29 protein-coding genes are annotated in these 22,998 nt (G+C 63.9%); 16 read left to right on the forward strand and 13 right to left on the reverse strand.

The annotated features are described in order from the left end of the window. Positions 1 to 9: 9 nt before the first annotated feature. Positions 10 to 762: a GNAT family N-acetyltransferase gene (locus IPM06_01870; GenBank protein MBK8769157.1), complete on the forward strand. Its 753-nt coding sequence runs from the start codon at positions 10 to 12 to the stop codon at positions 760 to 762. Here IPM06_01870 and IPM06_01875 read toward each other — a convergent pair. Then, positions 750 to 1,403, reverse strand: coding sequence for a hemolysin III family protein (locus IPM06_01875; protein ID MBK8769158.1), 654 nt, complete (start codon positions 1,401 to 1,403; stop codon positions 750 to 752). The genes IPM06_01870 and IPM06_01875 overlap by 13 nt on opposite strands. Positions 1,404 to 1,501: 98 nt before the next feature. Here IPM06_01875 and IPM06_01880 point away from each other — a divergent pair, with 98 nt between their 5' ends. From IPM06_01880 to IPM06_01895, 4 genes are all read left to right on the forward strand, one after another. Beyond that, positions 1,502 to 2,119 (forward strand): LysE family translocator, encoded by a 618-nt coding sequence (locus IPM06_01880; GenBank protein MBK8769159.1) that lies wholly within the window; start codon positions 1,502 to 1,504, stop codon positions 2,117 to 2,119. Positions 2,120 to 2,126: 7 nt separating this feature from the next. Beyond that, positions 2,127 to 2,903, forward strand: a complete 777-nt coding sequence (locus IPM06_01885; protein MBK8769160.1) for a polysaccharide deacetylase family protein — start codon at positions 2,127 to 2,129, stop codon at positions 2,901 to 2,903. 93 nt (positions 2,904 to 2,996) lie between these two features. Continuing rightward, complete coding sequence (locus IPM06_01890) at positions 2,997 to 4,382, forward strand: aminotransferase class III-fold pyridoxal phosphate-dependent enzyme (GenBank protein MBK8769161.1); 1,386 nt, start codon at positions 2,997 to 2,999, stop codon at positions 4,380 to 4,382. A 218-nt stretch (positions 4,383 to 4,600) separates the two neighbouring features. Next, the gene (locus IPM06_01895) at positions 4,601 to 5,323 is read left to right on the forward strand and encodes a porin family protein (protein ID MBK8769162.1); all 723 of its coding nucleotides are present in this window, start codon (positions 4,601 to 4,603) and stop codon (positions 5,321 to 5,323) included. Positions 5,324 to 5,387: 64 nt separating this feature from the next. Here IPM06_01895 and IPM06_01900 read toward each other — a convergent pair whose 3' ends face one another. The 4 genes from IPM06_01900 to pdxH form a co-directional block, all read right to left on the reverse strand. Beyond that, entirely contained in the window at positions 5,388 to 6,155 is a 768-nt protein-coding gene (locus IPM06_01900) for a hypothetical protein (protein MBK8769163.1), read from the reverse strand. Positions 6,156 to 6,245: 90 nt separating this feature from the next. Further along, entirely contained in the window at positions 6,246 to 7,391 is a 1,146-nt protein-coding gene (locus tag IPM06_01905) for a PLP-dependent transferase (protein MBK8769164.1), read from the reverse strand. Next, positions 7,384 to 8,127: an SDR family oxidoreductase gene (locus IPM06_01910; GenBank protein ID MBK8769165.1), complete on the reverse strand. Its 744-nt coding sequence runs from the start codon at positions 8,125 to 8,127 to the stop codon at positions 7,384 to 7,386. The genes IPM06_01905 and IPM06_01910 overlap by 8 nt, the downstream gene beginning before the upstream one ends. A 3-nt stretch (positions 8,128 to 8,130) precedes the next feature. Continuing rightward, the gene (gene pdxH, locus IPM06_01915) at positions 8,131 to 8,763 is read right to left on the reverse strand and encodes a pyridoxamine 5'-phosphate oxidase (protein ID MBK8769166.1); all 633 of its coding nucleotides are present in this window, start codon (positions 8,761 to 8,763) and stop codon (positions 8,131 to 8,133) included. A gap of 164 nt (positions 8,764 to 8,927) precedes the next feature. On the opposite strand from pdxH, the gene fabI reads away from it, so the two are divergent. Genes fabI through aroC form a run of 3 tightly spaced genes read left to right on the forward strand, consistent with a single transcriptional unit; the run spans position 8,928 to position 11,439 of the window. Beyond that, positions 8,928 to 9,752 carry an enoyl-ACP reductase FabI gene (fabI, locus tag IPM06_01920; protein MBK8769167.1) on the forward strand — a complete coding sequence of 275 codons (825 nt, stop codon included), beginning with the start codon at positions 8,928 to 8,930 and terminating at the stop codon, positions 9,750 to 9,752. Beyond that, the gene (locus IPM06_01925; protein MBK8769168.1) at positions 9,742 to 10,344 is read left to right on the forward strand and encodes a histidine phosphatase family protein; all 603 of its coding nucleotides are present in this window, start codon (positions 9,742 to 9,744) and stop codon (positions 10,342 to 10,344) included. Before fabI ends, IPM06_01925 begins: the two co-directional genes overlap by 11 nt. 9 nt (positions 10,345 to 10,353) lie before the next feature. Then, positions 10,354 to 11,439: a chorismate synthase gene (gene aroC, locus IPM06_01930; protein ID MBK8769169.1), complete on the forward strand. Its 1,086-nt coding sequence runs from the start codon at positions 10,354 to 10,356 to the stop codon at positions 11,437 to 11,439. Positions 11,440 to 11,447: 8 nt separating this feature from the next. On the opposite strand, the gene IPM06_01935 is transcribed toward aroC, so the two are convergent. The 4 genes from IPM06_01935 to IPM06_01950 all read right to left on the reverse strand — a co-directional run bounded on the left by IPM06_01935 (position 11,448) and on the right by IPM06_01950 (position 13,685). Beyond that, positions 11,448 to 11,639: a CTP synthetase gene (locus IPM06_01935; GenBank protein ID MBK8769170.1), complete on the reverse strand. Its 192-nt coding sequence runs from the start codon at positions 11,637 to 11,639 to the stop codon at positions 11,448 to 11,450. 92 nt (positions 11,640 to 11,731) lie between these two features. Then, positions 11,732 to 12,466: a TlyA family RNA methyltransferase gene (locus IPM06_01940; protein MBK8769171.1), complete on the reverse strand. Its 735-nt coding sequence runs from the start codon at positions 12,464 to 12,466 to the stop codon at positions 11,732 to 11,734. Continuing rightward, positions 12,463 to 12,708, reverse strand: coding sequence for an exodeoxyribonuclease VII small subunit (locus tag IPM06_01945; GenBank protein ID MBK8769172.1), 246 nt, complete (start codon positions 12,706 to 12,708; stop codon positions 12,463 to 12,465). The genes IPM06_01940 and IPM06_01945 overlap by 4 nt, the downstream gene beginning before the upstream one ends. Continuing rightward, the gene (locus IPM06_01950) at positions 12,705 to 13,685 is read right to left on the reverse strand and encodes a histone deacetylase family protein (GenBank protein MBK8769173.1); all 981 of its coding nucleotides are present in this window, start codon (positions 13,683 to 13,685) and stop codon (positions 12,705 to 12,707) included. The genes IPM06_01945 and IPM06_01950 overlap by 4 nt, the downstream gene beginning before the upstream one ends. A 47-nt stretch (positions 13,686 to 13,732) precedes the next feature. On the opposite strand from IPM06_01950, the gene IPM06_01955 reads away from it, so the two are divergent. Next, on the forward strand, positions 13,733 to 14,662 hold the full coding sequence (locus IPM06_01955) for a threonylcarbamoyl-AMP synthase (protein ID MBK8769174.1): 930 nt from the start codon (positions 13,733 to 13,735) through the stop codon (positions 14,660 to 14,662). Next, on the forward strand, positions 14,659 to 16,071 hold the full coding sequence (locus tag IPM06_01960; protein ID MBK8769175.1) for an FAD-binding oxidoreductase: 1,413 nt from the start codon (positions 14,659 to 14,661) through the stop codon (positions 16,069 to 16,071). Before IPM06_01955 ends, IPM06_01960 begins: the two co-directional genes overlap by 4 nt. Before the next feature lie 3 nt (positions 16,072 to 16,074). Here IPM06_01960 and IPM06_01965 read toward each other — a convergent pair whose 3' ends face one another. Beyond that, complete coding sequence (locus tag IPM06_01965) at positions 16,075 to 16,767, reverse strand: SOS response-associated peptidase (protein ID MBK8769176.1); 693 nt, start codon at positions 16,765 to 16,767, stop codon at positions 16,075 to 16,077. Here IPM06_01965 and IPM06_01970 point away from each other — a divergent pair. After that, positions 16,766 to 17,185 (forward strand): NUDIX domain-containing protein, encoded by a 420-nt coding sequence (locus IPM06_01970; protein ID MBK8769177.1) that lies wholly within the window; start codon positions 16,766 to 16,768, stop codon positions 17,183 to 17,185. The two genes, IPM06_01965 and IPM06_01970, sit on opposite strands and share 2 nt — an antisense overlap. 112 nt (positions 17,186 to 17,297) lie before the next feature. Continuing rightward, positions 17,298 to 17,558: a hypothetical protein gene (locus IPM06_01975; protein MBK8769178.1), complete on the forward strand. Its 261-nt coding sequence runs from the start codon at positions 17,298 to 17,300 to the stop codon at positions 17,556 to 17,558. A gap of 6 nt (positions 17,559 to 17,564) precedes the next feature. On the opposite strand, the gene IPM06_01980 is transcribed toward IPM06_01975, so the two are convergent. From IPM06_01980 to IPM06_01990, 3 genes are read right to left on the reverse strand one after another with little or no spacing between them, the layout of a single operon-like run. Next, on the reverse strand, positions 17,565 to 18,026 hold the full coding sequence (locus tag IPM06_01980; protein MBK8769179.1) for a GNAT family N-acetyltransferase: 462 nt from the start codon (positions 18,024 to 18,026) through the stop codon (positions 17,565 to 17,567). Further along, positions 18,023 to 19,015, reverse strand: a complete 993-nt coding sequence (locus IPM06_01985) for an oxidoreductase (GenBank protein ID MBK8769180.1) — start codon at positions 19,013 to 19,015, stop codon at positions 18,023 to 18,025. Before IPM06_01985 ends, IPM06_01980 begins: the two co-directional genes overlap by 4 nt. Beyond that, complete coding sequence (locus tag IPM06_01990; GenBank protein MBK8769181.1) at positions 19,012 to 20,355, reverse strand: dihydroorotase; 1,344 nt, start codon at positions 20,353 to 20,355, stop codon at positions 19,012 to 19,014. The genes IPM06_01985 and IPM06_01990 overlap by 4 nt, the downstream gene beginning before the upstream one ends. Before the next feature lie 65 nt (positions 20,356 to 20,420). On the opposite strand from IPM06_01990, the gene IPM06_01995 reads away from it, so the two are divergent. From IPM06_01995 to IPM06_02010, 4 genes are read left to right on the forward strand one after another with little or no spacing between them, the layout of a single operon-like run. Next, entirely contained in the window at positions 20,421 to 21,245 is an 825-nt protein-coding gene (locus tag IPM06_01995; protein MBK8769182.1) for a folate-binding protein YgfZ, read from the forward strand. Continuing rightward, the gene (locus tag IPM06_02000) at positions 21,242 to 21,832 is read left to right on the forward strand and encodes a DNA-3-methyladenine glycosylase I (GenBank protein ID MBK8769183.1); all 591 of its coding nucleotides are present in this window, start codon (positions 21,242 to 21,244) and stop codon (positions 21,830 to 21,832) included. The genes IPM06_01995 and IPM06_02000 overlap by 4 nt, the downstream gene beginning before the upstream one ends. Beyond that, complete coding sequence (locus IPM06_02005) at positions 21,829 to 22,437, forward strand: HD family hydrolase (protein ID MBK8769184.1); 609 nt, start codon at positions 21,829 to 21,831, stop codon at positions 22,435 to 22,437. The genes IPM06_02000 and IPM06_02005 overlap by 4 nt, the downstream gene beginning before the upstream one ends. Further along, complete coding sequence (locus IPM06_02010; protein MBK8769185.1) at positions 22,434 to 22,952, forward strand: tyrosine protein phosphatase; 519 nt, start codon at positions 22,434 to 22,436, stop codon at positions 22,950 to 22,952. Before IPM06_02005 ends, IPM06_02010 begins: the two co-directional genes overlap by 4 nt. Positions 22,953 to 22,998: the final 46 nt, after the last annotated feature.

The raw sequence follows: 22,998 nt of genomic DNA on the forward strand, positions 1-22,998 counted from the left end.
CCCGGGCCCATGACCGACCTCGCCCTCACACAGGCTCTCGAAGAACGGCTGCTCATTGTCTGGCCCGCGGTGACGACCCTCCTGCGCGAGGATTGGGCCGTCCGGTTTGCCAACGGCTATTCCGGACGCGCCAATTCGGCCTCCCCGCTTCGTCCGCGCGCCACGATCAGCGCCGGGTTTCTTGATGACGTCGAACAGTTCTACCGCGCCGCCGGACTGCCACCTCAGTTCCGCCTGACGCCGCTCGCCGAAATCGGAATGGAAGAACTGCTGGTGGCGCGCGGCTATCGCATCAAGGACCGCGCCATCACCATGACCGTGGCCTTGGAATCTGCGCCCTCAGGCGATCCGCGCGTGACGGTGGCGGACGTTCCGGAGGTGGGTTGGCTGCACGGCATTTCCGCCCGCCAGGAACCATCCAAGCGTTCGCCAGACCATCTCCATGCCATCACAAGCCGCATTTCCGTGCCTGCGGGCTTCGCCACGTTGCGGCTCAACGGAACAGACTGTGGCTTCGGCTTTTGCGCCATCGACCGTGGCTGGGCGGAAATCGGCCTGGTCGTGGTGGACGGCGCAGTGCGCGGCACGGGCCTTGGTCGTGTACTGGTGTCGTCCATCATGTCCTGGGCTGCAGCGCGTGGCGCCCGCAACGCCTTCCTGCAGGTGGACATCGAGAACACTCCGGCCTGCCGTCTCTACGGCAGCCTTGGCTTCACGCCCGTCTATGATTACGCAACGCTGGTCAAGGATCAGCCCAGATAGAGCCAGGCGATGCCGGTGAACTGGCAGGCCGCCGCAGTCACCACGAAGCCGTGCCAGATGGCGTTCTGGTACTTGAGGCGTTCCCACAGATAGAACGGAACGCCTGCGGAATAGAAAAATCCACCAACTGCGATCAGCACCATTGTGATGAGGGGCAGCACGCCAAGAAAAGACTTTGCGGCAAAGATGCCGACCCAGCCGAGGGCCAGATAGATGCCGATCGCAAGATTGTCGAAGCGTCCGGGCAGGAGAACCTTCATGATGACACCCGCAAGTGCGCCGCCCCACACGATCGCCGCGAGCGCTGACGCCAGCGCAGCGCTGGGCAACTGCATCAGCAGCGGCGTGTAGGTTCCAGCAATCATGATGTAGATGGCGGAGTGATCGAAGCGCCGCAAAATCCATTTGGCGGGCGAAGCGGGCGTGAAGTTGTAGGCGGCCGAAAAGCCCAGCATGGACACAAGCGCCACGAGATAGAGAACGAGCGCGGCAACCTTTCCGCCGCCCGTATGCTGGGCATGGGCCAGCACATAGGCACCACCGGCGAGCGCGGCGATGATCCCGCCGCCATGGATGATGGCGTCCGCCAGCAGTTCATCGCGTCCGTACGGCCTTTGATGGGGGATGGGGTTGGCAACCATGTCCGGCAATCTGGCGCAGCGACCGGGCTTCGTCAATTTGCAAGCAAGTTGACAGTCAGGCCGTTGACGGACCCGGTGATTTGGGTTCATTTCCCGCCATGTCCATCGACCATTACCTGGCCTTCGTCGCCGCCACCATGATCCTGCTGGTCATTCCCGGCCCCACGATCCTGCTCGTCGTCTCCTATGCGCTGGGACAAGGCTGGCGCGCCGCGCTGCCCACGGCGATTGGCGTGGCGCTCGGCGATTTCACTGCCATGACGCTGTCGCTCTTTGGCGTGGGTGCGCTGCTGATGACATCGGCCGTGTTGTTCACCGTGCTGAAATTCATTGGCGCGGCCTACCTGTTCTGGCTCGGCTTCAAGCTGTTCCGCGCCGGAGGCACATTGGATGCGCGGCCCATCACCGATGGGAAATCCACGGCAGCCATGGTGGGGCATGCCTGGCTGGTGACGGCGCTCAATCCCAAGAGCATCACCTTCTTCGTGGCCTTTGTTCCGCAGTTCGTGGACCGCAGCGCGCCCTTTGCGCCCCAGGCCGCCGTGATGGTGGCGACGTTTGTCGTCCTCGCTTTCGCCAACGCCTTCACCTATGCCTTCGTGGCCACCCGCGCCCGGGCCACCTTTGCCAATGCGCGCGCCATCAAGATCTTCAACCGCACCGGCGGCACGCTGCTGATGGGTGCGGGCGTCGCCACCGCCGTGATCCGTACCTGATCGCCCCATGATCTTTCGCAATGGCTTGTGTCACCTTGGGCGTGGCCTTCTCTGTCTCGCGCTGGCGGGCGCACTGCCACACGCCGTGGCCGCGCATCCGCTCAGCATTCCCCATCTTGCCCTCCCACAAGGGACAGGCCGCACCCCGCAGGTGGCGTTGACTCTGGACGCCTGCAGCGGTGCCACCGATACGCGCATCCTCCGCGTGCTGATCGACAATCAGCTGAAGGCAACGATCTTCGCCACGGCGCGCTGGCTGAAACGCAATCCTGCCGCCCTCGCCGAGATCAACCTCCATCCCGATCTGTTTCGCGTGGAAAACCACGGCGCCCGCCATCTCGCCGCCGTGCTGACACCCGGACGGGTTTATGGTGTTCGCACCGTGGGCTCAGCCCAGGGCCTCAAGAGTGAAATCGAAGACGGTGCCGCCGCCGTGACGGCCGCAACGGGCCGCACGCCCCTCTGGTTCCGGGGGGCAACCGCAGAATACAGCAACGATGCCCTGCGCGAGATCGCGGCACGCGGCGAAACAGTGGCGGGCTTCTCGCTGCTGGGCGACGGCGGCGCGCTGTTTTCCGCCAGTCACGCGGCCGCCGCGATCTCCGCCGCCCATGATGGCGATGTCATCATCGCGCACATCAACCAGCCCGGCAAACCGGCGGGAGCGGGCGTGGCCAAGGGCGTGCTGGCGCTCAAGGCGAAGGGCTTCCGCTTTGTCTGGCTGGACGATGGCAAACCCTTGGACCGCAGCCCTCAGATTGCGGCCCGCCCGGCGCTCCGCTGAGCGTTTTCTGCATGGGCAGGCGCGGTCAAACTGGACTCCTGCGCAGCATCGCAATCATGCTACAGGGGGTGACGTTCAACAGGTGAGGTTCGCATGACGAAACTGTCCAACATGGCTGTCCGCGATATTGAAACGGTCATTCATCCCTACACGAACCTGGCGCGGCACCGCGAGACCGGCCCCCTCATCCTCAATGAGGGGCGCGGCATCTACCTCTATGACGACAAAGGCAAGCGCTACATCGAAGGCATGGCCGGCCTGTGGTGCACCGCCTTGGGCTACGGCAACACGGAAGTGGCGGAAGCCGGCGCCGAGGCGCTGCGCCGCGTTTCCTTCACCCACGCCTTCTCCGGCAAGTCGCATGACGGACTGATCGAACTTTCCGAAAAGCTGAAGGAGATTTCACCGATCCCCACCTCCAAGGTGCTGTTCGGCTCGTCCGGCTCCGAAGCCAACGACATGCAGATCAAGCTGACGTGGTACTACAACAACGCCCGCGGCAAGCCCGAGAAGAAGAAGATCATCAGCCGCAATCGCGCCTATCACGGCGTCACCATCGCCTCGGCCTCGCTCACCGGCCTGCCCTGGGTGCACAATGATTTCGACCTGCCCATCAAGAACGTGCTGCATACCTCGTGCCCGCACCACTACCGTTTCGCGCTGGACGGCGAGAGCGAGGAGGAATTCTCCACCCGCATGGCGAAGGATCTTGAAGACATGATCCTTCGTGAAGGGCCGGACACGGTGGCGGGATTCATCGCCGAGCCCATCATGGGCGCGGGCGGTGTCATCACCCCGCCGAAGACATACTTCGACAAGATTGGCGAAGTGCTGCAGAAGTATGACGTGCGCTTCATTGCCGACGAAGTGATCTGTGGCTTCGGCCGCACGGGCAACTGGTTCGGCACGCAGACCTACAAGATGAAGGCCCAGTCCATCACCATGGCGAAGGCCCTCACCTCCGCCTACTTCCCGCTTTCGGCCTTGACCATCGAGGAAGACCTCTATCAGGCCATGCTCGATCAGAGCAGAAAGCTCGGAACCTTCGGCCACGGCTACACCTACACGGCCCATCCCGTGGGTTGCGCCATCGCGCTGAAGGTGATCGAGATCTACGAGCGCGACAAGGTGATCGAGAACGCCGCCAAGGTGTCGAATGTCTTCCAGGCCCGCCTGAAAGCACTGGCCGACCACCCGCTGGTGGGCGAGGCCCGCGGCGACGGCCTGATCGGTGCTGTCGAACTGGTGGCCGACAAGAAGACCAAGCGCAGCTTCGACTTCAAGAAGGGCGTAGGCCCCATGGCCTTGAAGATGATGGAGGACCTCGGCCTCATTGTCCGCAACGTGCAGGATACGATTGCCTTCTGTCCGCCGCTCATCATCACGACGGAAGAGGTGCACGCCATGTTCGACATCGTGGAAAAGGGCCTCGACCAGCTTGAAGGCCATGTCCGCAAGGAAAACCTGCGGACTGCCTGATCTTCCTTAATATCACAGGTGGCGGCATGGGCAGCACTCAACCGCCACCTGAATCTCCGTATACGGAATAAAACTTTCGTGGAGTCGCATCGGGTTTTGCGTGATGCACTTCTGCCACGGCACCGCCCGAAAACGGCAATCACAACGCTTGCGCCATTGCGGCTGAAAAATGGCGGGCGCAGCCTTCTGCCACTGGGGACGTTTGGCAGGAGTTGATCATGAAGACGTATCTTTTGGCCGCCGTCGCGGTTTTCGCGTTGTCACCGGCCGCGCATGCCGCCGATTTCATTCCCGACGCAGGTTATGACTGGACTGGTCTCTATGCCGGCCTCAACGCGGGCTACGCCTGGACGGATACATCCGGAACCGACATCGACGGCTGGACCGTCATCGACGGCGAAACGATCAACGCTGACGGTGGAGCATTCGTCGGCGGCGCGCAGCTCGGCTACAACTGGCAGTTCAACAGCCTTCTCGCAGGTGTCGAGACTGACATCAACTATGTGGGCGGCAGCGATACCGGCACCACGGTGAGCGCGCCCTTCGACAACCACGTGGAAAGCGACGGCGGCATTCTCGGCACCTTGCGCCTGCGCGCCGGCTTCGCGGCAGACCGCTTCCTCGTCTACGGAACGGGCGGCCTCGCCTTCGGTGACATCGGCACCCACTGGTACGATGATGGCGGCACCTTCGGCCTCGACACGGGATCCAACATGCGGGTCGGCTGGGCCGCGGGCGCCGGCGTGGAATATGCCGTGACCGACTCCGCCTCCGTCAAGCTGGAATACCTGCATTTCGATCTCGGCTCGGAAACCGAGAACGCCACCAACTTCCGCTTCGGCGGCGGCCCGCCCGCCAACTATTGCGGCACGCCCACCTGTTCGTTCCGGCTGAAGACCGCAGGTGATCTCCTGCGTATCGGCGTGAATTTCCAGTTCTGAACACGGCAAAAAGAAAAGGAAGGGCCGCGCGGGCAGCCCTTCCCTTTTCCGTGGCTCCTGTCGATCAGTTGGCGGACTGCGCCCGGAATTCCCAGACCGTCACCTTGCCATCCTTGTCGCTGTCGAGCGCCGCAAGGCGCGTCTTTGCGTCGGCGAAGAACTCGGCCTTGCTCAAGCCTGCGTTCTTGTCGGTATCGAGGGCGGCGAACTTGTCCTTGCGCACCTTGGCGACGGCATCAGCCTCGTCCTGGCTCAGGCCGAACCAGGCCCGCCAGCCCATGCCCCTGTTCATGCCGCGATGCTCGCCGCGACCGCCCCGGGTCGTGAACTCGCTCTCGCTCAGCGCGCCGTCTTTGTTGTCATCAAGGCGCATGAAGAAACGGTCGGCCAGCGTGGCGGCTTCTTCCTCGCCGATCACGCCGTCATTGTTGGCATCGAGCATCATGCCGCCGCGCATCATGCCGTGCTTGCCGTGGCCACGGCCCATGCGGCCGTTGTATCCGTCATCGCCGCCATTGTCGGCGCTGTCGCCGTCGCCGCCGTTCCAGCCCCAGCGGCCGTCATTGCCCTGGCCATGGCCCCAGCCATGGTGGCGGCGGTGTCCCCACCAGCCCCAACCTTCATCAGCCTGACCCATCTGGCCGTCATTCATTCCGGGACCACCATTCAAGTCATCGGGACCGGGCATGGCACCGGGGCCGGGTCCGGGCGTGCCCTGCTGGACCGCCGGCGGCGGCGCAGGAGGCGTGGCATTCTGGGCAAACACGGAACCGGCCGCGAGGGCCGAGGCACCGAGCAGAAGGCCCGTGAGGATTTTTGCAGGGGTTTTCATGGAAACACTCCGATTGTTGAAGTGCTCCTAAGACGCCCGGGCGGCGCGATTTCCGTCGCTACGCAACATTAAATCTCAGACAGGTTCGCCTTAAAGTTGATCGAGCGCCTGTGAGATATCCGCAATCAGGTCGTTGACGTTTTCAAGCCCGATGGAGAGACGCACCAGATTGTCGGGCACGGGACTCTCCGGCCCTTCGATCAGCTTGCGATGTTCAGCAAGGCTTTCCGGGCCACCCAGCGAGGTGGCGGGCGTGATCACCTTGAGCAAGGTGCAGAAGCGCTTGGCACCGTCGAAGTCCGTGCGCAGGAGAAGACTCATCATGCCCCCGAAACCATCCGTCATCTGGCGGCGCGCGATTTCGTAGCCCGGATGGGTGGCAAGTCCCGGATAGAGGACACGCTCTACCTTCGCATGACTGGAGAAATGCCGGGCGATGGCCTTGGCGCTGGCGGAGGCTTCGCGGTAGCGGATGAAAAGCGTCCGCAGTCCGCGCATCAGCAGCCAGCATTCGAAGGGCGCCAGCGGTGCCCCGGTCTTGGTGCGCAGCGCCTGCAACAACGCCCAGCGCTCGTTCAGGTCGCGCGTGATGAGCGTCCCCGCCAGCACATCGGAATGGCCGTTGAGATACTTGGTGACGGAATGAAACACATAGTCCGCGCCGAGTGCGAGCGGATGGGTGGTGACGGCACCCGTCGCCGTGGCATCAACGCCGAGGATCGCGCCCGCCTCATGTGCGGCAGCGGCAGAAGCCGCAATGTCGATCACATCCCACGTCGGGTTGGATGGCGTTTCGATCCACACGAGATCGGTCTTGCCGGGCCGCGCGGCACCGGCGATGGCGCCCGGATCCGTCATGTCGACGAGGGACAGGCTGATCCGTCCCTTTTCGGCGAGCGTCTTCAGCCACGCGCGCACGCCATAATACATATTGATGGGCGCAATCACATGCCCGCCCACCGGCACGGTCTCGACGAGTGCAAAGATCGCTGCAACGCCCGACGGATAGAGCAGGCATCCCGTGCCTTGCTCCAACGCCGCCAGCACAGACTCGGCCTGCGAGAGCGTGGGATTTCCGCCGCGCTGGTAATCATCCGGCACGCGCTTCTCGTAATTCTCGTCGCGCGCATAGGTGGATGACAGGTAGATGGGCGGCACGACCGCGCCGGTCACCGGTTCAATGGCCCGCAGCGCATGGGCCGCGATGGTCTCAGGCCGTGGCTTCTCGTTAGACATGCTGCCCGCCGTTGATATGGAGTTCGGCACCGCTCACATACGACGAGGCATCCGTGCACAGGAAGTAGATGGCCTTCGCCACCTCCTCCGGCTGGCCAAGGCGATGCAGCGGAATCTGCGGGATGATCTTCTCCGTCCCCGGCGAGAGAATGCTGGTCTCGATTTCGCCAGGAGAAATCGCATTGACGCGTACCCCATGCGGACCGAAGTCATGGGCCATCTCGCGGGTGAGCGAGGCCAGCGCCGCCTTCGATGTGGAGTAGGCGGCGCCGGCAAAGGGATGCACCTTCGAGCCGGCGATGGATGTGACGTTGACGACGGCGCCCTTGGCCATCTTCAATTCGTCCAGCAATCCGCGCGCCAGCATGATCGGCGCGAAGAAGTTGATCTGGAAAACCGTCTTCCAGTCGTCTTCGCTCGTGTCGATGGAGTTCATCCGCGCGCCACCCGCGAGCTTGGGGCTGATGGCGGCATTGTTGACCAGCGCATCAAGGCGCGAGCCCTGCGCCTTCAGCTTCTCGCGCATGACGTGGATGGCCTTGTGCGTGTCATCGGAGGACGCAAGATCCACGACGATGTGGTCCTCCGGGCCTGCATCCCACGGACAATCCTCGGGGAAGGGTTGCCTGGAACAGGTGATGACGCGCCAGCCAGCCGTGGAGAAGCGTTTCACGGTGGCGTGGCCAATGCCCCGCGAGGCGCCGGTGAGGATGAGAGTCTTGCGCGTGTCTGTCATGGCTCAGGGATATAGGCGCGCCTTGCTGAACTCGCCATCAGGCTTTTCGCGGCGGAACACCACGCGGTCATGCAACCGGAAGGGACGGTCATGCCAGAATTCGATGGAAAGCGGCCGCACCCGGAAGCCCGACCAATAGGGCGGGCGCGGCACCTCTCCGAGCGCATAGCGGGCCGCTGCCATGGCAACGGCAGTCTCCAGCTCGAAGCGGGCCTTGAGGGGCCGTGATTGCTGCGAGGCCCAGGCACCGATGCGGCTGTCCCGCGCGCGTGAATTGTAATAGGCGTCGGCCTCGGCATCGCTGACGGTCTCGACGAGGCCGCGCACCCGCACCTGCCGCCGCAGCGTCTTCCAGTGGAAACACAGCGCGGCCTTGCCCGTGGCGAGGATCTCGTGACCCTTCTGACTCTCGAAGTTGGTGTAGAAGACAAACCCCCGTTCGCTGAAATCCTTGAGCAGGATCATGCGCACGTTCGGCAACCCGTCTTCATCGACCGTCGCCACCGACATGGCATCGGGATCATTGGGCTCGGACTTCTTGGCGTCCTCCATCCATTCGGCAAACAGCTTGAACGGATCATTGCGCTCGGTGAAGCCGAGGGAGGCGGTGAGGGTGGACAATTCGCTGAGGCTCATGGCACAGACCTTACGCGGCAAACCGGCAGGCCGGAAGCGCCAGCGCCATGGAAATTCGTCATGCCACCCCATGTGCCAGAGTGCCGCAATCCAACTGGATTGTTTCCAGACTTTGTGCCAATAGACGCGGAAACACAGCCACACAGCGCGGACGATCTGAAAAAATGAGCAATAACAAGGGTTTGATGACAGGCAGGCGGGGCCTGATCATGGGTGTGGCGAATAACCGGTCAATTGCCTGGGGCATTGCCAAGTCGTGCGCGGACCAAGGCGCCGAACTCGCCTTCACCTATCAGGGCGACGCTTTGAAGAAGCGAGTGGAGCCACTCGCCGCGGAAGTGTCATCGAAGATCGTCGTACCCTGCGACGTGACCGACACCGCTTCCATCGACGCCACCTTCTCCGAGATCGAGAAGTCCTGGGGCAAGCTCGACTTCCTCGTCCATGCCATCGCCTTCGCCGACAAGAACGAACTGGAAGGCCGCTACGTCGATACCACGGCGGGCAACTTCGACAAGTCGCTGAACATTTCCTGCTACAGCTTCACCGCCGTGGCGCAGCGCGCCGAAAAACTGATGACCGACGGCGGCTCCATGATCACCCTCACCTACTACGGTGCGGAAAAGTGGATGCCCCACTACAACGTCATGGGCGTGGCAAAGGCAGCACTCGAAGCCTCCGTCCGCTACATGGCCGCTGACCTTGGCCCCAAGAACATCCGCGTCAACGCACTCTCGGCAGGCCCCATCAAGACGCTCGCCGCATCAGGGATCGGCGACTTCCGTTACATTCTCAAGTGGAACGAATACAATGCCCCCTTGCGCCGCACCGTCACGATTGAGGAAGTGGGCGATGCCGGCATGTTCCTGTGTTCCAACCTGAGCCGCGGTGTGACCGGTGAGGTGATGCATGTGGATGCCGGCTACCACGTCGTCGGCATGAAGGTGCCGACCGCTCCCGACATGACGCTCAACAAAGATGCCGATTGATCCCGGACTTCCCATTGTCTTCATCCGGCACGGCGAAACCGACTGGAACAAGCAGGGCCTGATCCAAGGCTCGATTGATACCGACCTCAATGCCACGGGCCATGCCCAGGCGAAGGCCCTGGCCGATGCGCTGAGCGTACATGCGGCGGAGTGGGCCGGGTATGAAATCATCGTCTCGCCCCAGCGCCGCGCCCGCCAGACGGCGGAATATGTGCTGGCCGCCCTGTCGCGCAGCGACTGGGCCAGCGAAACCCGCGTGCGCGAACTGGGCTTCGGCGTGTGGGAGGGAAAACCGTTCTGGGAACTGAAGGACTCGCCCGTCTATCCCGCCGATCCGGAGGGGCGCTTCTTCTGGCGGCCCGAGGGCGGCGAGAGCTACGAGGACGGTGTCTCCCGCGTGAACAACTGGCGCGCCACCCTCACCCGGCCGACGCTGGTCATCTCCCACGGTGCCGTGGGGCGCTGCCTGATGGGTGCCGTCGCGGGCCTCGGGCCCGGTGACATTGTTGCGCTGCCCACGCCGCAAGGCGCCTATTGCCGCCTGCAACAGGGCACCATCCAGTGGTTTGACGCCATGGATGTTCGCGCTTAATCAGAAGCCATGTCACACAACACCTTCGGGCATCTCTTCCGCGTCACGACATTCGGCGAGAGCCACGGGCCTGCCATCGGCGCCGTGGTGGACGGCTGCCCGCCCGGACTGCCGCTGACGGCGGACGACATCCAGGTGTTCCTCGACAAGCGCCGACCTGGCCAGTCGCGCTTCACCACGCAGCGCCAGGAACCGGACGCGGTGAAGATCATGTCCGGCGTGTTCGAGGACGAACGCACCGGCGGCCAGCGCACCACCGGCACACCCATCATGCTGATGATCGAGAATGTCGACCAGCGCTCCAAGGACTATGGTGACATTCGTGACAAGTATCGCCCCGGCCACGCCGACCTGACCTATGACGCGAAGTATGGCATCCGCGACTATCGTGGCGGCGGCCGCTCCTCGGCGCGGGAAACAGCCTCGCGCGTAGCGGCAGGGGCCGTGGCCCGCAAGGTCATTCCCGGCGTCACCATTCGCGGCGCACTTGTGCAGATCGGCCCGCACAGGATTGACGCAAAGAACTGGGACTGGAGCGAGGTGGACCGCAATCCCTTCTTCTGCCCGGATGCGGAAGCAGCGAAGCTGTGGGAAACCTATCTCGACGGCATCCGCAAGGCGGGGTCCTCCATCGGCGCCGTGATCGAAGTGACAGCAAGCGGCGTGCCCGCGGGCTGGGGTGCACCCGTCTACGGCAAGCTCGACAGCGAACTCGCCTCCGCCATGATGAGCATCAACGCGGTGAAGGGCGTCGAGATCGGCGCGGGCTTCCATGCCGCAACACTCTCCGGCGAAGACAACGCCGACCAGATCCGCATGCGCCATGGCAAGCCCGAATTTCTCTCCAACAACGCCGGCGGCATCCTGGGCGGCATCGCCACAGGGCAGGACATCGTGGTCCGTTTCGCGGTGAAACCCACCTCCTCCATCCTGACGCCGCGCCAGAGCATCACCAAATCAGGTGAAGAGGCGGACGTCTTCACCAAGGGCCGCCACGATCCTTGCGTCGGCATCCGCGCCGTGCCCGTGGGCGAAGCCATGATGGCAATTGTCCTCGCCGACCAGTACCTGCGCCATCGCGGGCAGGTGGGCTGAAGGCGAAGTCAGCGGCGCGCAGGCATCAGCTGTTTCGCCACCAGCCAGCTGACGGGAATGGCCAGCACAAAGCCGGCCGCAGCCGCCGCAATGATCGGCAAGGCCGTGCTGTTGAATTGCATCGTCAGAACCGCAACGACACCCGTGCCCATCAGCGTTGTGGCAATGATGGCAAACAACATCAGCGAGAGGCGCAACATCTGTAACTCCGTTTCTTATATTAGATGTCCCTAATGTATAAAACCGTGTGGAACTGATATTGATTTGCATCAACCCTGGGTGCGGCGGCGCGTCACGCCTTTTTCGCCGCGATCAGAAATTCCCTGTTGCCATCGCCGCCGGTGATGGGTGAAGGCACGACACCCAACACCCGCCACCCCTGCCCCTGGAAGAAAGCACTGATGCGCTCACAGGTCTGCGTGAGCAACGCATCATCACGCACCACGCCGCCCTTGCCCAGCGCCTCCCGGCCCACTTCGAATTGCGGCTTGATGAGCGCGATGATTTGCGTACCGGATCGCACCAGCGTCAGCAGTGGCGGCAGCGCCAGTGTCAGTGAGATGAAACTCACGTCACAAACGATCAGCGCCGTCTCCCGCGGAACATCGGTGGCCGTGATGTCGCGCGCATTCAAGCCTTCGCGCAACGTCACCCGCGGATCGGTGGCGAGTTGCCCCGCCATTTGGCCATGCCCCACATCAATGGCCGTCACGTGCGCCGCCCCGGCCTCCAGCAAAACCTGCGTGAAGCCACCTGTGGAGCAGCCGAGGTCGACACAGTTTTTTTGTGATATATCAATTGGAAAAGCCTCGAACCCGTGAATCAGCTTTAATGCCGAGCGGGAGACGTAGCGCGCGGTTTCATCACGCAGTGTGATGGCGTCGGCGGCAGTGACGGTTTGCGACGGCTTGCGCGCCGCCGCACCATTCACGTCAACAATGCCGCGCAATACCGCATCGCGTCCGCGCGCCCGGCTTTGCACCAGCCCACGCGCAACGAGCGCTTCATCCAGCCGTTGTGAGGTCACTCCACATCCAGCGGTGTGCGGCCAACGGGATTGCCCTTGCCGTCGAGCGTAATCTTCTCGATGCGGGCTTCAGCTTCTCGCAACTTGGACTCGCAGTGCTTGCGCAAGGCTTCACCGCGTTCGTAGATCTTGATCGACTCCTCGAGATCAACCCTCCCGCCTTCGAGCCGCGCGACAATCTCTTCAAGGGCGGCAAGCGCCTTCTCGAAGGACATGGCGGCAATGTCATCTGGCGTGGTCATGTCTCGTCATCCTCGTCGTCGGATTGTTCTTCCATCTGGGCGGTGAGGCTTTGGCCATGCATGAGTGCATGAAGGTGCACGCCCACCGAACCCGCCAGACCCTGCAGATCATAGCCGCCTTCCAGCACCGAGACAACGCGGCCCCGCGCGTGCGTGTCAGCAAGTTCCATGAGGCGGAGCGTGGCCCATGCGAAATCTTCTTCCGTGAGTTCAAGGCTGCCCAGCGGATCACGGACATGCGCATCGAATCCCGCCGAGATGATCACGAGGTCCGGCGCGAAGGAATCGAGGGCGGGGAGGATGATGCTGTTGAAGGCCTCGCGGAACTCGACACCGCCGTCACCTGCCCGGAGCGGCGCATTGAAGATGTTGCCCACGCCCGTTTCATTGCGCGCGCCCGAACCGGGATAGAGGGGCATCTGGTGAGTCGAACCGTAGAACAGGTTCTCGTCGGCCCAGAAGATGTCCTGCGTGCCGTTACCATGATGCACATCGAAATCGACGACCGCGACCCGCTCCGCATCATAGCGCGTGCGGGCATGCAGCGCCGCGATTGCCGCCTGGTTGAACAGGCAGAATCCCATGGCCTTGTTCTGCTCGGCATGGTGGCCGGGCGGCCGCAGCGCACAGAAGGCGTTTGAGGCTTCGGCGCGGAACACGGCATCAACCGCAGCCGTTGCAGCACCCGCCGCCCGCAAGGCGGCCTCCAGCGAATGCGCGGACATCACCGTATCGGCGTCGAGATACTCAAACCCGCTCTCCGGCGCCACGGCGAAGATGCGTTGCACATGCTCCGGCGTATGGGCCAGCAGCAACTGCGCTTCAGTGGCGCGCGGCGCTTCCCGGCGTTGGGCTGCGGCGAAATGGGGCGCATCGAGCACGGAATAGACCGCCTTGATCCGGTCCACCCGCTCGGGGTGTCCTGGCGGTGTTTCGTGGCGAAGGCTTGAGCGGTGGGTATAGACAAGGGTCGTCATGGCGCTGGTGTAGCGGAGGAGGCGTCCCGCTGCTATAGGCGCGGCCCATGATCCCCGGGCAGGACATCATCCGCGCAGCCCGCATCCTGCGCCAGGGCGGACTTGTCGCCTTCCCCACCGAGACCGTCTACGGCCTCGGCGCCGACGCCTGCAATGATGAAGCCGTGGCGCGGGTCTTCGCCGCCAAGGGCCGCCCGCAGTTCAACCCCCTGATCGCCCACGTGACCGACCTTGCGGCCGCGGAAAAACTGGGCGTCTTTCCCGCCGCGGCCCGCGCCCTGGCCGACGCCTTCTGGCCGGGGCCGCTGACCCTTGTGGTAGAGCGCGCCGCCGGTTGCCCCGTATCACGGCTGGCGTCCGCAGGCCTTTCGTCGCTCGCCCTGCGCGTTCCCGCCCATACGGTGGCGCTGGCCCTGTTGGCCGAGTTCGGTGGGCCCGTGGTGGCGCCCAGCGCCAATGCTTCCGGCCGCATCAGTCCAACCTCCGCCGCCCACGTGCGCGCCTCCCTCGGAGAGGCCGTCGACATGATCCTCGATGGCGGACCCTCGCAGGTGGGCGTCGAGTCGACCGTCGTGAGCTTTCTCGATGGCCCGCCCCGCCTGTTGCGCCCCGGCGGGTTGCCGCGCGAGGAGATCGAGGCCTGTCTTGGAACGAGGCTCGCGCAGCCAGCGGCGGGTCCGCTCCATTCCCCCGGACAGATCGAAAGCCACTACGCACCGCGCGCCACCCTCCGCCTCAATGCGGAGGCGCCCGTTGTCGGCGAGGTCTATCTCGGCTTTGGAATTCACCGCCACGGGCCGCACACCCTCTCCGCCACCGGCAACCTGATCGAGGCCGCTGCAAACCTGTTTCGCATGTTGCATGACCTCGATGCCCAGGGTCCGCGCCGCATCGCCGTCGCCCCCATTCCCCACGCCGGACTTGGCGACGCCATCAACGACCGCCTCAACCGCGCAGCAGCACCCCGCTCCTCATGACCCGATCCCCTTCTCCTGAAACCCTGGCCCGCCTCGCCGCCGTCGTCGGCGAGAAGGGTGTGATCCGCGACGCTCACGGCCAGCAACCCTACCTCCACGAATGGCGCGACCTGTGGCATGGCAAGACGCCGCTCGTCCTCCGCCCCGCATCAACCGATGACGTCTCCCGCATCATGGCGATTGCCCATGAGACGGACACGGCGATCGTGCCGCAAGGAGGCAACACCGGATTGGTGGGCGGACAGATTCCCAATCCCGATGGCAGCGAAGTCCTGCTTTCGCTCGACCGCATGACGCGCATCATCACCGTCGATGCCGCCGACTTCTCCATCACCGTGGAAGCCGGCGCGACACTCGCCGCCGTGCAGCGCGCCGCGGCTGATGCGGACAGGTTGTTCCCGCTCTCGCTTGCTTCCGAAGGTTCGTGCCGCATTGGTGGCAATCTCGGCAGCAATGCCGGCGGTGTGAACGTGCTCGCCTACGGCAATGCGCGAGACCTCTGCCTCGGCCTCGAAGTGGTGCTCGCCGATGGCCGCGTGCTCAATCTCCTGCGCAGCCTGCGCAAGGACAATACCGGATACGACCTTCGCAACATGTTCATCGGCAGCGAAGGCACGCTCGGCATCATCACGAAGGCGGTGTTGAAACTCTTTCCCCGTCCCCGCCGCCACGACACGGCCTTCGTTGCCGTGCCATCGCCGCAGGCTGCAGTGTCGCTGCTTGCGCGCTTCAGGCAACGCGCCAACTCTGCCGTGGTAGCCTTTGAATTGATTCCGGAAATTGCTGTTCAGTTTGTGAGCAGACACATGGGTGTTTCGCGCCCGCTCCCACAAGGCTCACCCTGGTTTGTGCTGAGTGAATTCGCCGACGCTGCCGAAGGCGCCATGGAACACGCCCTCGCCGATGCCATGGAGGAAGGGCTCGTCACCGATGCGGCACTTGCCCAGAATGAAACGCAGCGCATGGCCTTCTGGGAACTGCGCGAGAAGCTCTCGGACTCGCAGAAATTCGAAGGCGGTTCGATCAAGCATGATGTGTCCGTGCCCGTGTCGCGCATTCCGGATTTCATTGCAGCGGCCATCCCCGCTGTGGAGGCATTCATGCCGGGATGCCGCTACATGTGCTTCGGCCACATGGGCGACGGCAACCTGCACTTCAATGTGTCGCAGCCCATCGGCATGGACAAGCAGGGCTACCTTGACCACTGGCCGGAGATGAGCCGCATCGTGCATGATGTGGTGCTCGCCCATGGCGGTTCCATTTCCGCTGAGCACGGCATCGGCCAGTTGAAGCGCGACGACATGTGCCGCATCAAGTCACCCGTCGAGCTGGACGTGATGCGCGCCCTGAAACACATGCTCGACCCCAGAGGCATTCTCAACCCTGGCAAGGTGCTGCCCGGCGCGTGATCCTCAGAGAAGGTCCATCTGCCCGCCTGCGGGCTTTGGCGGCGCGGCAGGTTTCGGTTTCGGCGGCGGTGCATTACGCGCGATGACGGTCGGCTCCATCACGAAATAATCATCCGCAGCGGGCCGCAGCAACGGCACGATCTTCGTTGCATCATCATCGCTGCAATCAAGCCACATCTCGAAATCCTCAGGCCGGATGATCACGGGGCTGCGGGTGTGAATGGTGGCGACGAGCGCGTTGGCGGATGTGGTGATGATGGCTGCTGTCTCAAGTTCGGATCCGTCCGGCCCCATCCAGTGTTCCCAGATGCCCGCGAAGGCCATCAACCCGTCATCGGGCCGGTGGATGAAATAGGGCGTCTTCTTGCCCGGCACGTCGCCTTCCCATTCATAGAAACCGTCCGCCGGAATGAGGCAGCGCCGCCGCCGGATGGCATTGCGGAAGGTGGGCTTCTCCAGCACCGTCTCGCAACGGGCGTTGATCAGCGGCTTGCCCGGCGCCACCTCCTTCGCCCATGACGGAACGAAACCCCAGCGCACCAATCCGAAGTGCCGGTTCTCCTGCCCCTTGCGCACGATGGCGATGGGGCCGCCCGGCGTTACGTAGGTGCGCGGCGGGAAGTCCGGCGTCTCCAGATAGTTGAAAAGCGTGCGCGTCTCTTCCGGAGAGCGCCTGAAACTGTAAAGTCCACACATGACGGAAAATCCTAGCAGCGCCCCGCCCCTCATCAAAGCAGCCTCGGCGTGCGTCTGGCACGAGGGGAAGGTGCTGCTGGCCCGCCGGGGCAAGGCCCTGGGCCGTGGAACCTGGGCCTTTCCCGGAGGCAAGCTGGAATTGGGCGAAACGCCCCTCGAAGCCGCCCACCGGGAACTCCTGGAGGAGACAGGTGTTCAGGCGGACCTGCGCGAACTGATCGGCGAGTTCCGCATCTCCACGCCGCAGGCGACCTTCCTGATCAGCAGCTTCACAGGGTGGTTTCTCTCCGGGGAAGCGCAGGCCGCGAGCGACTCCGATGCCGTGGCCTGGGTGGCGCCCGCCGAGCTTGCCGCCTTCAACCTCGCCCCGAATATCGCCGGAGCCGTGGCCCGGGCCCGGCAACTGCTGAACCTTTGAAGAAAAATGAGCCGCCCGCGTTAACCTTCAATTAAGGGATGACTCGCTGGCGCGAAGTGCTCTGCTAAGGTGAATCCACTGACGCCGCACACACTGATTGCCTTTCAAAACCATGCTCAAACTCGATCACAAGCCTGCCCCGCCCCAGCCCGCGCAAGAGGCTAAACAAGTGGCGTTGCGCTACATCCTCGAGGCCTGGGAAGAGGCTGTGTACGATGGGCTGGACTCCGACGCCATTGCCACCGCCGCAATCTTCGCCGCCCTCTCCGACATGATCGCCAGTTATGGTGAGGAACCGGTGGCGCAGATGTGCGCCCGCCTGCCGGAACGAATCCGCCAGGGCGAGTTCACCGTGGGCAAGACCACGCAGTAATCGTGGTCAGATATCCCGCGCCATGAAGGTGCTGTTGGGGTCCGGCTTGTAGCCTTCGAACGGCGGGCATTCCGCAAAGCCATGGCGCGCATAGAGTGCCCGCGCCGGCGCGAAGAAATCGAACGACCCTGTTTCCAGAAGCAAGCGCGACAGCCCCATCCCCTTGGCCTCGCCCATGATGTGGCTGAGCAATGCCGAGCCCACGCCGCTCCGCCGCGCCGTCTTCAGCGTGTGCATGGATTTGATTTCGCCTTCCCGCGCGCTCATGCGCTTCAGCGCGCCCACGCCCATCAGCGTCGCGCCATCCCATGCCGACCAGAAGGCAATATCGGGCGATTTGAGGCGCGACACGTCGAAGACATGGGCCGAGCCTTTGGGCGTCACGGAAACATTCGTGTCGAAGTGCAACTTCAGCATCGCCAGCACCTGCGGGTCGTCCAGCCCACCGGGAACAATGCGGAGGCTCATGGCTTCACATCCACAACGACACGGCCACGCACCTTGCCCGCCACGATCTCCGCCGCCACGCGCGGCACATCATCAAGCGTGATGTGCGTCGTGAGGGCCGCGAGCTTGCTCCTGTCGAGGTCTTTGGCGATCCGCTTCCAGCAGGCGATGCGGCGCGGCTGCGGTGTTGTCACGGAATTGACGCCGATGAGCCGCACGCCCCGGAGGATGAACGGCGCCACGCTGGTCGGCAGGTCCATGCCACCCGCAAGTCCCGTGGCCGCAACGGTGCCTTCCGGCAACACTTGCGAAATGGCGTTGGCCAGCATGGTGGAACCCACCGTATCGACAACGCCCGCCCAGCGCGCCTTCGCCAGCGCCTTCACCGGACCCTGCAACTCCTTGCGGTCGATGACCGACGTGGCTCCAAGAGATTTGAGAAACGCCTCTTCCTCCGGCCGCCCTGTGGCAGCGACGACGTTGAATCCGAGCTTCGACAGGATGGCGATTGCGGTTGATCCGACCCCGCCCGCTGCACCCGTGACCAGCACTTCGCCCTGCGCCGGGGTGACGCCCTGCTCTTCCAGCGCCATCACACACAGCATGGCCGTATAGCCCGCAACACCCACGGCCATGGCATCAGCCGTGCTGAATCCATTCGGCAAGGGCACCAGCCAATCACCGTTGACGCGAGCCATCTCGGCGAAACCGCCGTAGTGGCCTTCGCCGACGCCCCAACCGCCCAGCACGACCTTGTCGCCCGCCTTCCACTGCGGATGACTGGAGGAGCGCACCGTGCCCGCGAGATCAATGCCCGGCACCAGCGGCCAGTGCCGGATGATCGGGCCCTTGCCCGTGATTGCCAGGCCATCCTTGTAATTCACCGACGAGTGCGCAACGTCGATCGTGACATTGCCCTCCATCAGGTCGGCCTCCGTCAGCCGGACAAATTCCACCTTCTGGCCGTCATCGGTCTTGCTCACGAGGATGGCGCGAAAACTCTCGGTCACGTCATTGTCTCCGGTTGCAGGGCTTCAGTGAATTGCGCGGGCTGCCCCGTGGCCGGTCCGGGGATCTCGCCCTGCCACATGGCGCAGGCGCCACGAATGAACGTGCCAACGGGCCAGCCCTGCACACGCACGCCGTCGTAGGGCGTCCACTGGCTGCGGCTTTCAATCCATTCATTCCGGATCGTCTCGCTGCGCAACAGATCAACGATGGTGAAATCGGCGTCATAGCCTTCCGCGATGCGGCCCTTGCGCGACAAGCCGAAAATACGCTGCGGACCCTGGGACGTGAGATCAACAAACCGTTCCAGCGTCAGCCGGCCCTTGTTCACATGGTCGAGCATGATGGGCACCAGCGTCTGCACGCCCGTCATGCCCGAGGGCGATTGGGGATAGGGCTTGGCCTTCTCTTCCAGCGTGTGCGGCGCGTGATCGGAACCAAGCACATCCACGAGGCCGGATTGGATCGCGGCCCACAGGCCGTCCCGGTGTTCCGCGCCGCGCACCGGCGGGTTCATCTGTAATCGCGTGCCGAGCCGGGCGTAGTCATCGCCCGACAGGGTCAAGTGATGCGGCGTCACCTCCACCGTTGCCACATCGCGGTACTGCGCCAGGATGGGCAACTCGTCCCGCGTAGACACATGCAGGATGTGGATGCGCTTGCCGTGCCGGCGCGCGATGCGGCAGAGGCGCGTCGTGCACAGCACCGCCGCCTCCACGTCGCGCCACACGGGATGGCTCGCAGCATCGCCGGCCACCTGATGCCCGACGCGCTCACGCAGGCGGAATTCATCTTCGCTATGGAAAGCCGCCCGCCGCGACAGGCGCGAAATGATCTGGTCCAGTCCGCCATCATCATCCACCAGCAGATCGCCGGTCGAGGAACCGGCAAAGACCTTGATGCCGGCCGACCCTTCCAGCTTTTCAAGAGCCGGGATGCCAGCGATGTTGTCGCGCGTGCCGCCGACATAGAAGGCGAAATCGCAGAACATGCGGTTGCGGCCCCGCGCCACCTTGTCCGCCAGGGCTTCCGCGCTGGTCGTCGTCGGTTTGGTGTTGGGCATCTCGAAGACAACGGTGACGCCTCCCGCCACTGCGGCGCGGCTGCCCGTTTCCAGGTCTTCCTTGTGGGTGGGGCCGGGCTCGCGGAAATGCACCTGGCTGTCGATCACGCCAGGCAGGATGTGCAACTTGCGGCAGTCCCGCACCTCGGCGGCGGCGAATCCGGCGAGATCACCCAACGCCACGATGCGGCCCTTGTCCACGGCGATGTCACGGACACCCGTGCCATCCTGATTGACCACGGTTCCCCCCTTGAGGATGAGATCAACCTGTCGTGACATGCAGGGCCTTTCTTGATTGGGCGTCCGGGCTTTCGTAAAGAGAATGCGGAACCGACGCAAGGCACATGGCTTCACCATTCGCAGCACAAATTCTTTCCTCCCGCGCCGTCATCCGGCTTGCGGGCGAGGCGCCATTGGCCTTCCTCCACAACCTCCTCACCTGTGAAACCGCAGACCTGCCGCCCCGCACCTGGGCCTACGGCGCCCTGCTCTCGCCTCAAGGCAAGATCCAGCACGATGTCTTTGTCATCCACGACGGAACCAGCGTCTTCATCGATTGCGCGCTGTCGCAACGCAGCGCCCTGCTGCAGAAACTGAAGCTCTACCGCCTGCGGGCGAAGATCGAGATCGAGGCGGATGAGAGCAGCCGCATCGCCGTGGGCAGCGCCACAGGACTGGGCGGAGATGATCCGCGCCTGGCAGGCATGGGCCAGCGCAGCATCGTGGCCACTGGCGCAATGCCGGAAGGAACGGGTTACGCGGCAGCACGCATCGCCAACGGCCTTGCCGACAGCGACGCCGACATCGGCGAGAACGCGCTCTTTCCCCACGAAGCCAACCTCGACCTTGTTCACGGCGTGAGTTTCACCAAGGGCTGTTATGTTGGACAGGAAGTGGTGTCGCGCATGCAACACCGGGGTACGGCCCGAAACCGCATCTTGCCCATCACGGGCACCGCAGCCTTGCCCCCGAAGGGCAGCGAAATCCGTTCAGGCTCCACCGCCATCGGTGAAGTCCTGTCGTCGGTCGGAACGGAGGGACTGGCCCTCCTCCGCCTCGATCGCCTGGCGGAAGCGACGGCACCACTGCTGACATCCGCTGTCAGGCTCTCCGTTCACAAGCCGCAGTGGATGACCCTCCCTCTCACCATCCCGGATGCCGCTGCATGAATGCCACGACCCACGACGACGGCAAGAACCGCTGCCCCTGGTGCGGCACGGATTCCCTTTACGTGCACTATCACGACACGGACTGGGGCGTGCCCGAGTATGACTCGCGCGCGTTGTTCGAGAAGCTCATCCTCGATGGCTTCCAGGCGGGATTGTCGTGGATCACCATCTTGCGCAAGCGCGATCACTTCCGCGCCGTGTTCGACAACTTCGACGCGGAGAAGATCGCCCGCTACGATGCCCGCAAGGTTGCGGCGCTGATGAACGACCCCGGCATTGTCCGTAACCGGCTGAAGATCGACGCAGCGGTGACGAGCGCCCAGGCCTATCTCGAAATGCCGGACTTTTCCGCCTATCTCTGGGGTTTCCTCGATGGCAGGCCGGTGCAGAACAGTTTCCGCGGCATGGGCGATGTCCCGGCCCAGACGCCGCTGGCTGAAAAAATCTCCAAGGACCTGAAGAAGCGCGGCTTCCGTTTCGTCGGACCGACGATTGTCTACGCCTTCATGCAGGCCTGCGGCCTCGTCAATGACCATCTGGTGGGCTGTCACCGCCACGCACACGTGAAAACCCTGGCCCGCCGATGAATACCGTTCCGCCCCGCGCCTGGCAGCGCATGCTGTCCGGCCGCCGCCTTGACCTGCTCGATCCCTCGCCGCTTGATATCGAGATCGAGGACATTGCCCATGGCCTCGCCCGCGTGGCGCGCTGGAATGGACAAACGCGCGGCGACCACGCCTTCTCCGTGGCGCAGCATTGCGTGGTCGTGGAAGCGATCTTTGCCCACCTCACGCCAGCGGCCTCCCGCGCCGACCGGCTTGTGGCGTTGCTGCACGATGCGCCGGAATATGTGATCGGTGACATGATCTCGCCGTTCAAGGCAGCGCTCGGCGTCGACTACAAGGCCTTCGAGAACCGCCTGCTTGGCGCCATCCACCTGCGCTTCGGCTTGCCACCCGTGGCCCGCGCCGAATTGCTCGACCAGATCAAGCAGGCCGACCGTGTTGCTGCATACCTGGAGGCCACCCAGCTTGCCGGATTTGCCGTCGACGAGGCCCGCCGCTTCTTCGGCAATCCGCGTGGCCTCACCGGGCTCGCCCCGGAATATGGTCACGCCCTTGCGCCGCTTCCTGCGACCAAAGCCGCATCGCAATACTGTGCAGCCTTCGCCAAATTGCAGGCCGCATCATGATCATTGTCACCAGCCTGCGCGACAGCCATGCGCAACTCGCCGCCCATGGCGCCAAACGCGCCATCAGCATCCTCAGTCCCGACACGCCCCATCCGGATTTTCCGGCACTGGCCGACGGCCAGCACCTCAGGCTGACGTTCCACGATGTGAACGCCGATGGCGGCGGCCTCGAAGGCCCCAAGATGCGCGATGCAGAACGGCTCGTGCACTTCATCACGGAGTGGGACCGCACCGCCCCGCTGCTCATCCATTGCTGGGCCGGCATCAGTCGCTCCACGGCCGCGGCCTATTCCGCCGCCTGCCTGTTGCGCGCCGATGAAGATGAAGATGACCTCGCCCGCGAGTTGCGTGAGGCTTCGCCCTCTGCCACGCCGAACCGCCTGATCGTCTCGCAGGTGGACCAGATCCTCGGGCGCCACGGCAGGATGCTGCGCGCAGTGGAACGGATCGGCCGCGGCGCCGACGCCTTCGAGGGACGCTCCTTCACCCTTCCCATCCGCACCACCGGCCGTTGAGCCAATAAAAAAGGCGCCGCGCGGCGCCTTGTGGGGTGCGATGGCT

This window comes from Hyphomicrobiales bacterium, from assembly GCA_016710435.1.
GTDB lineage: Bacteria > Pseudomonadota > Alphaproteobacteria > Rhizobiales > Aestuariivirgaceae > Aestuariivirga.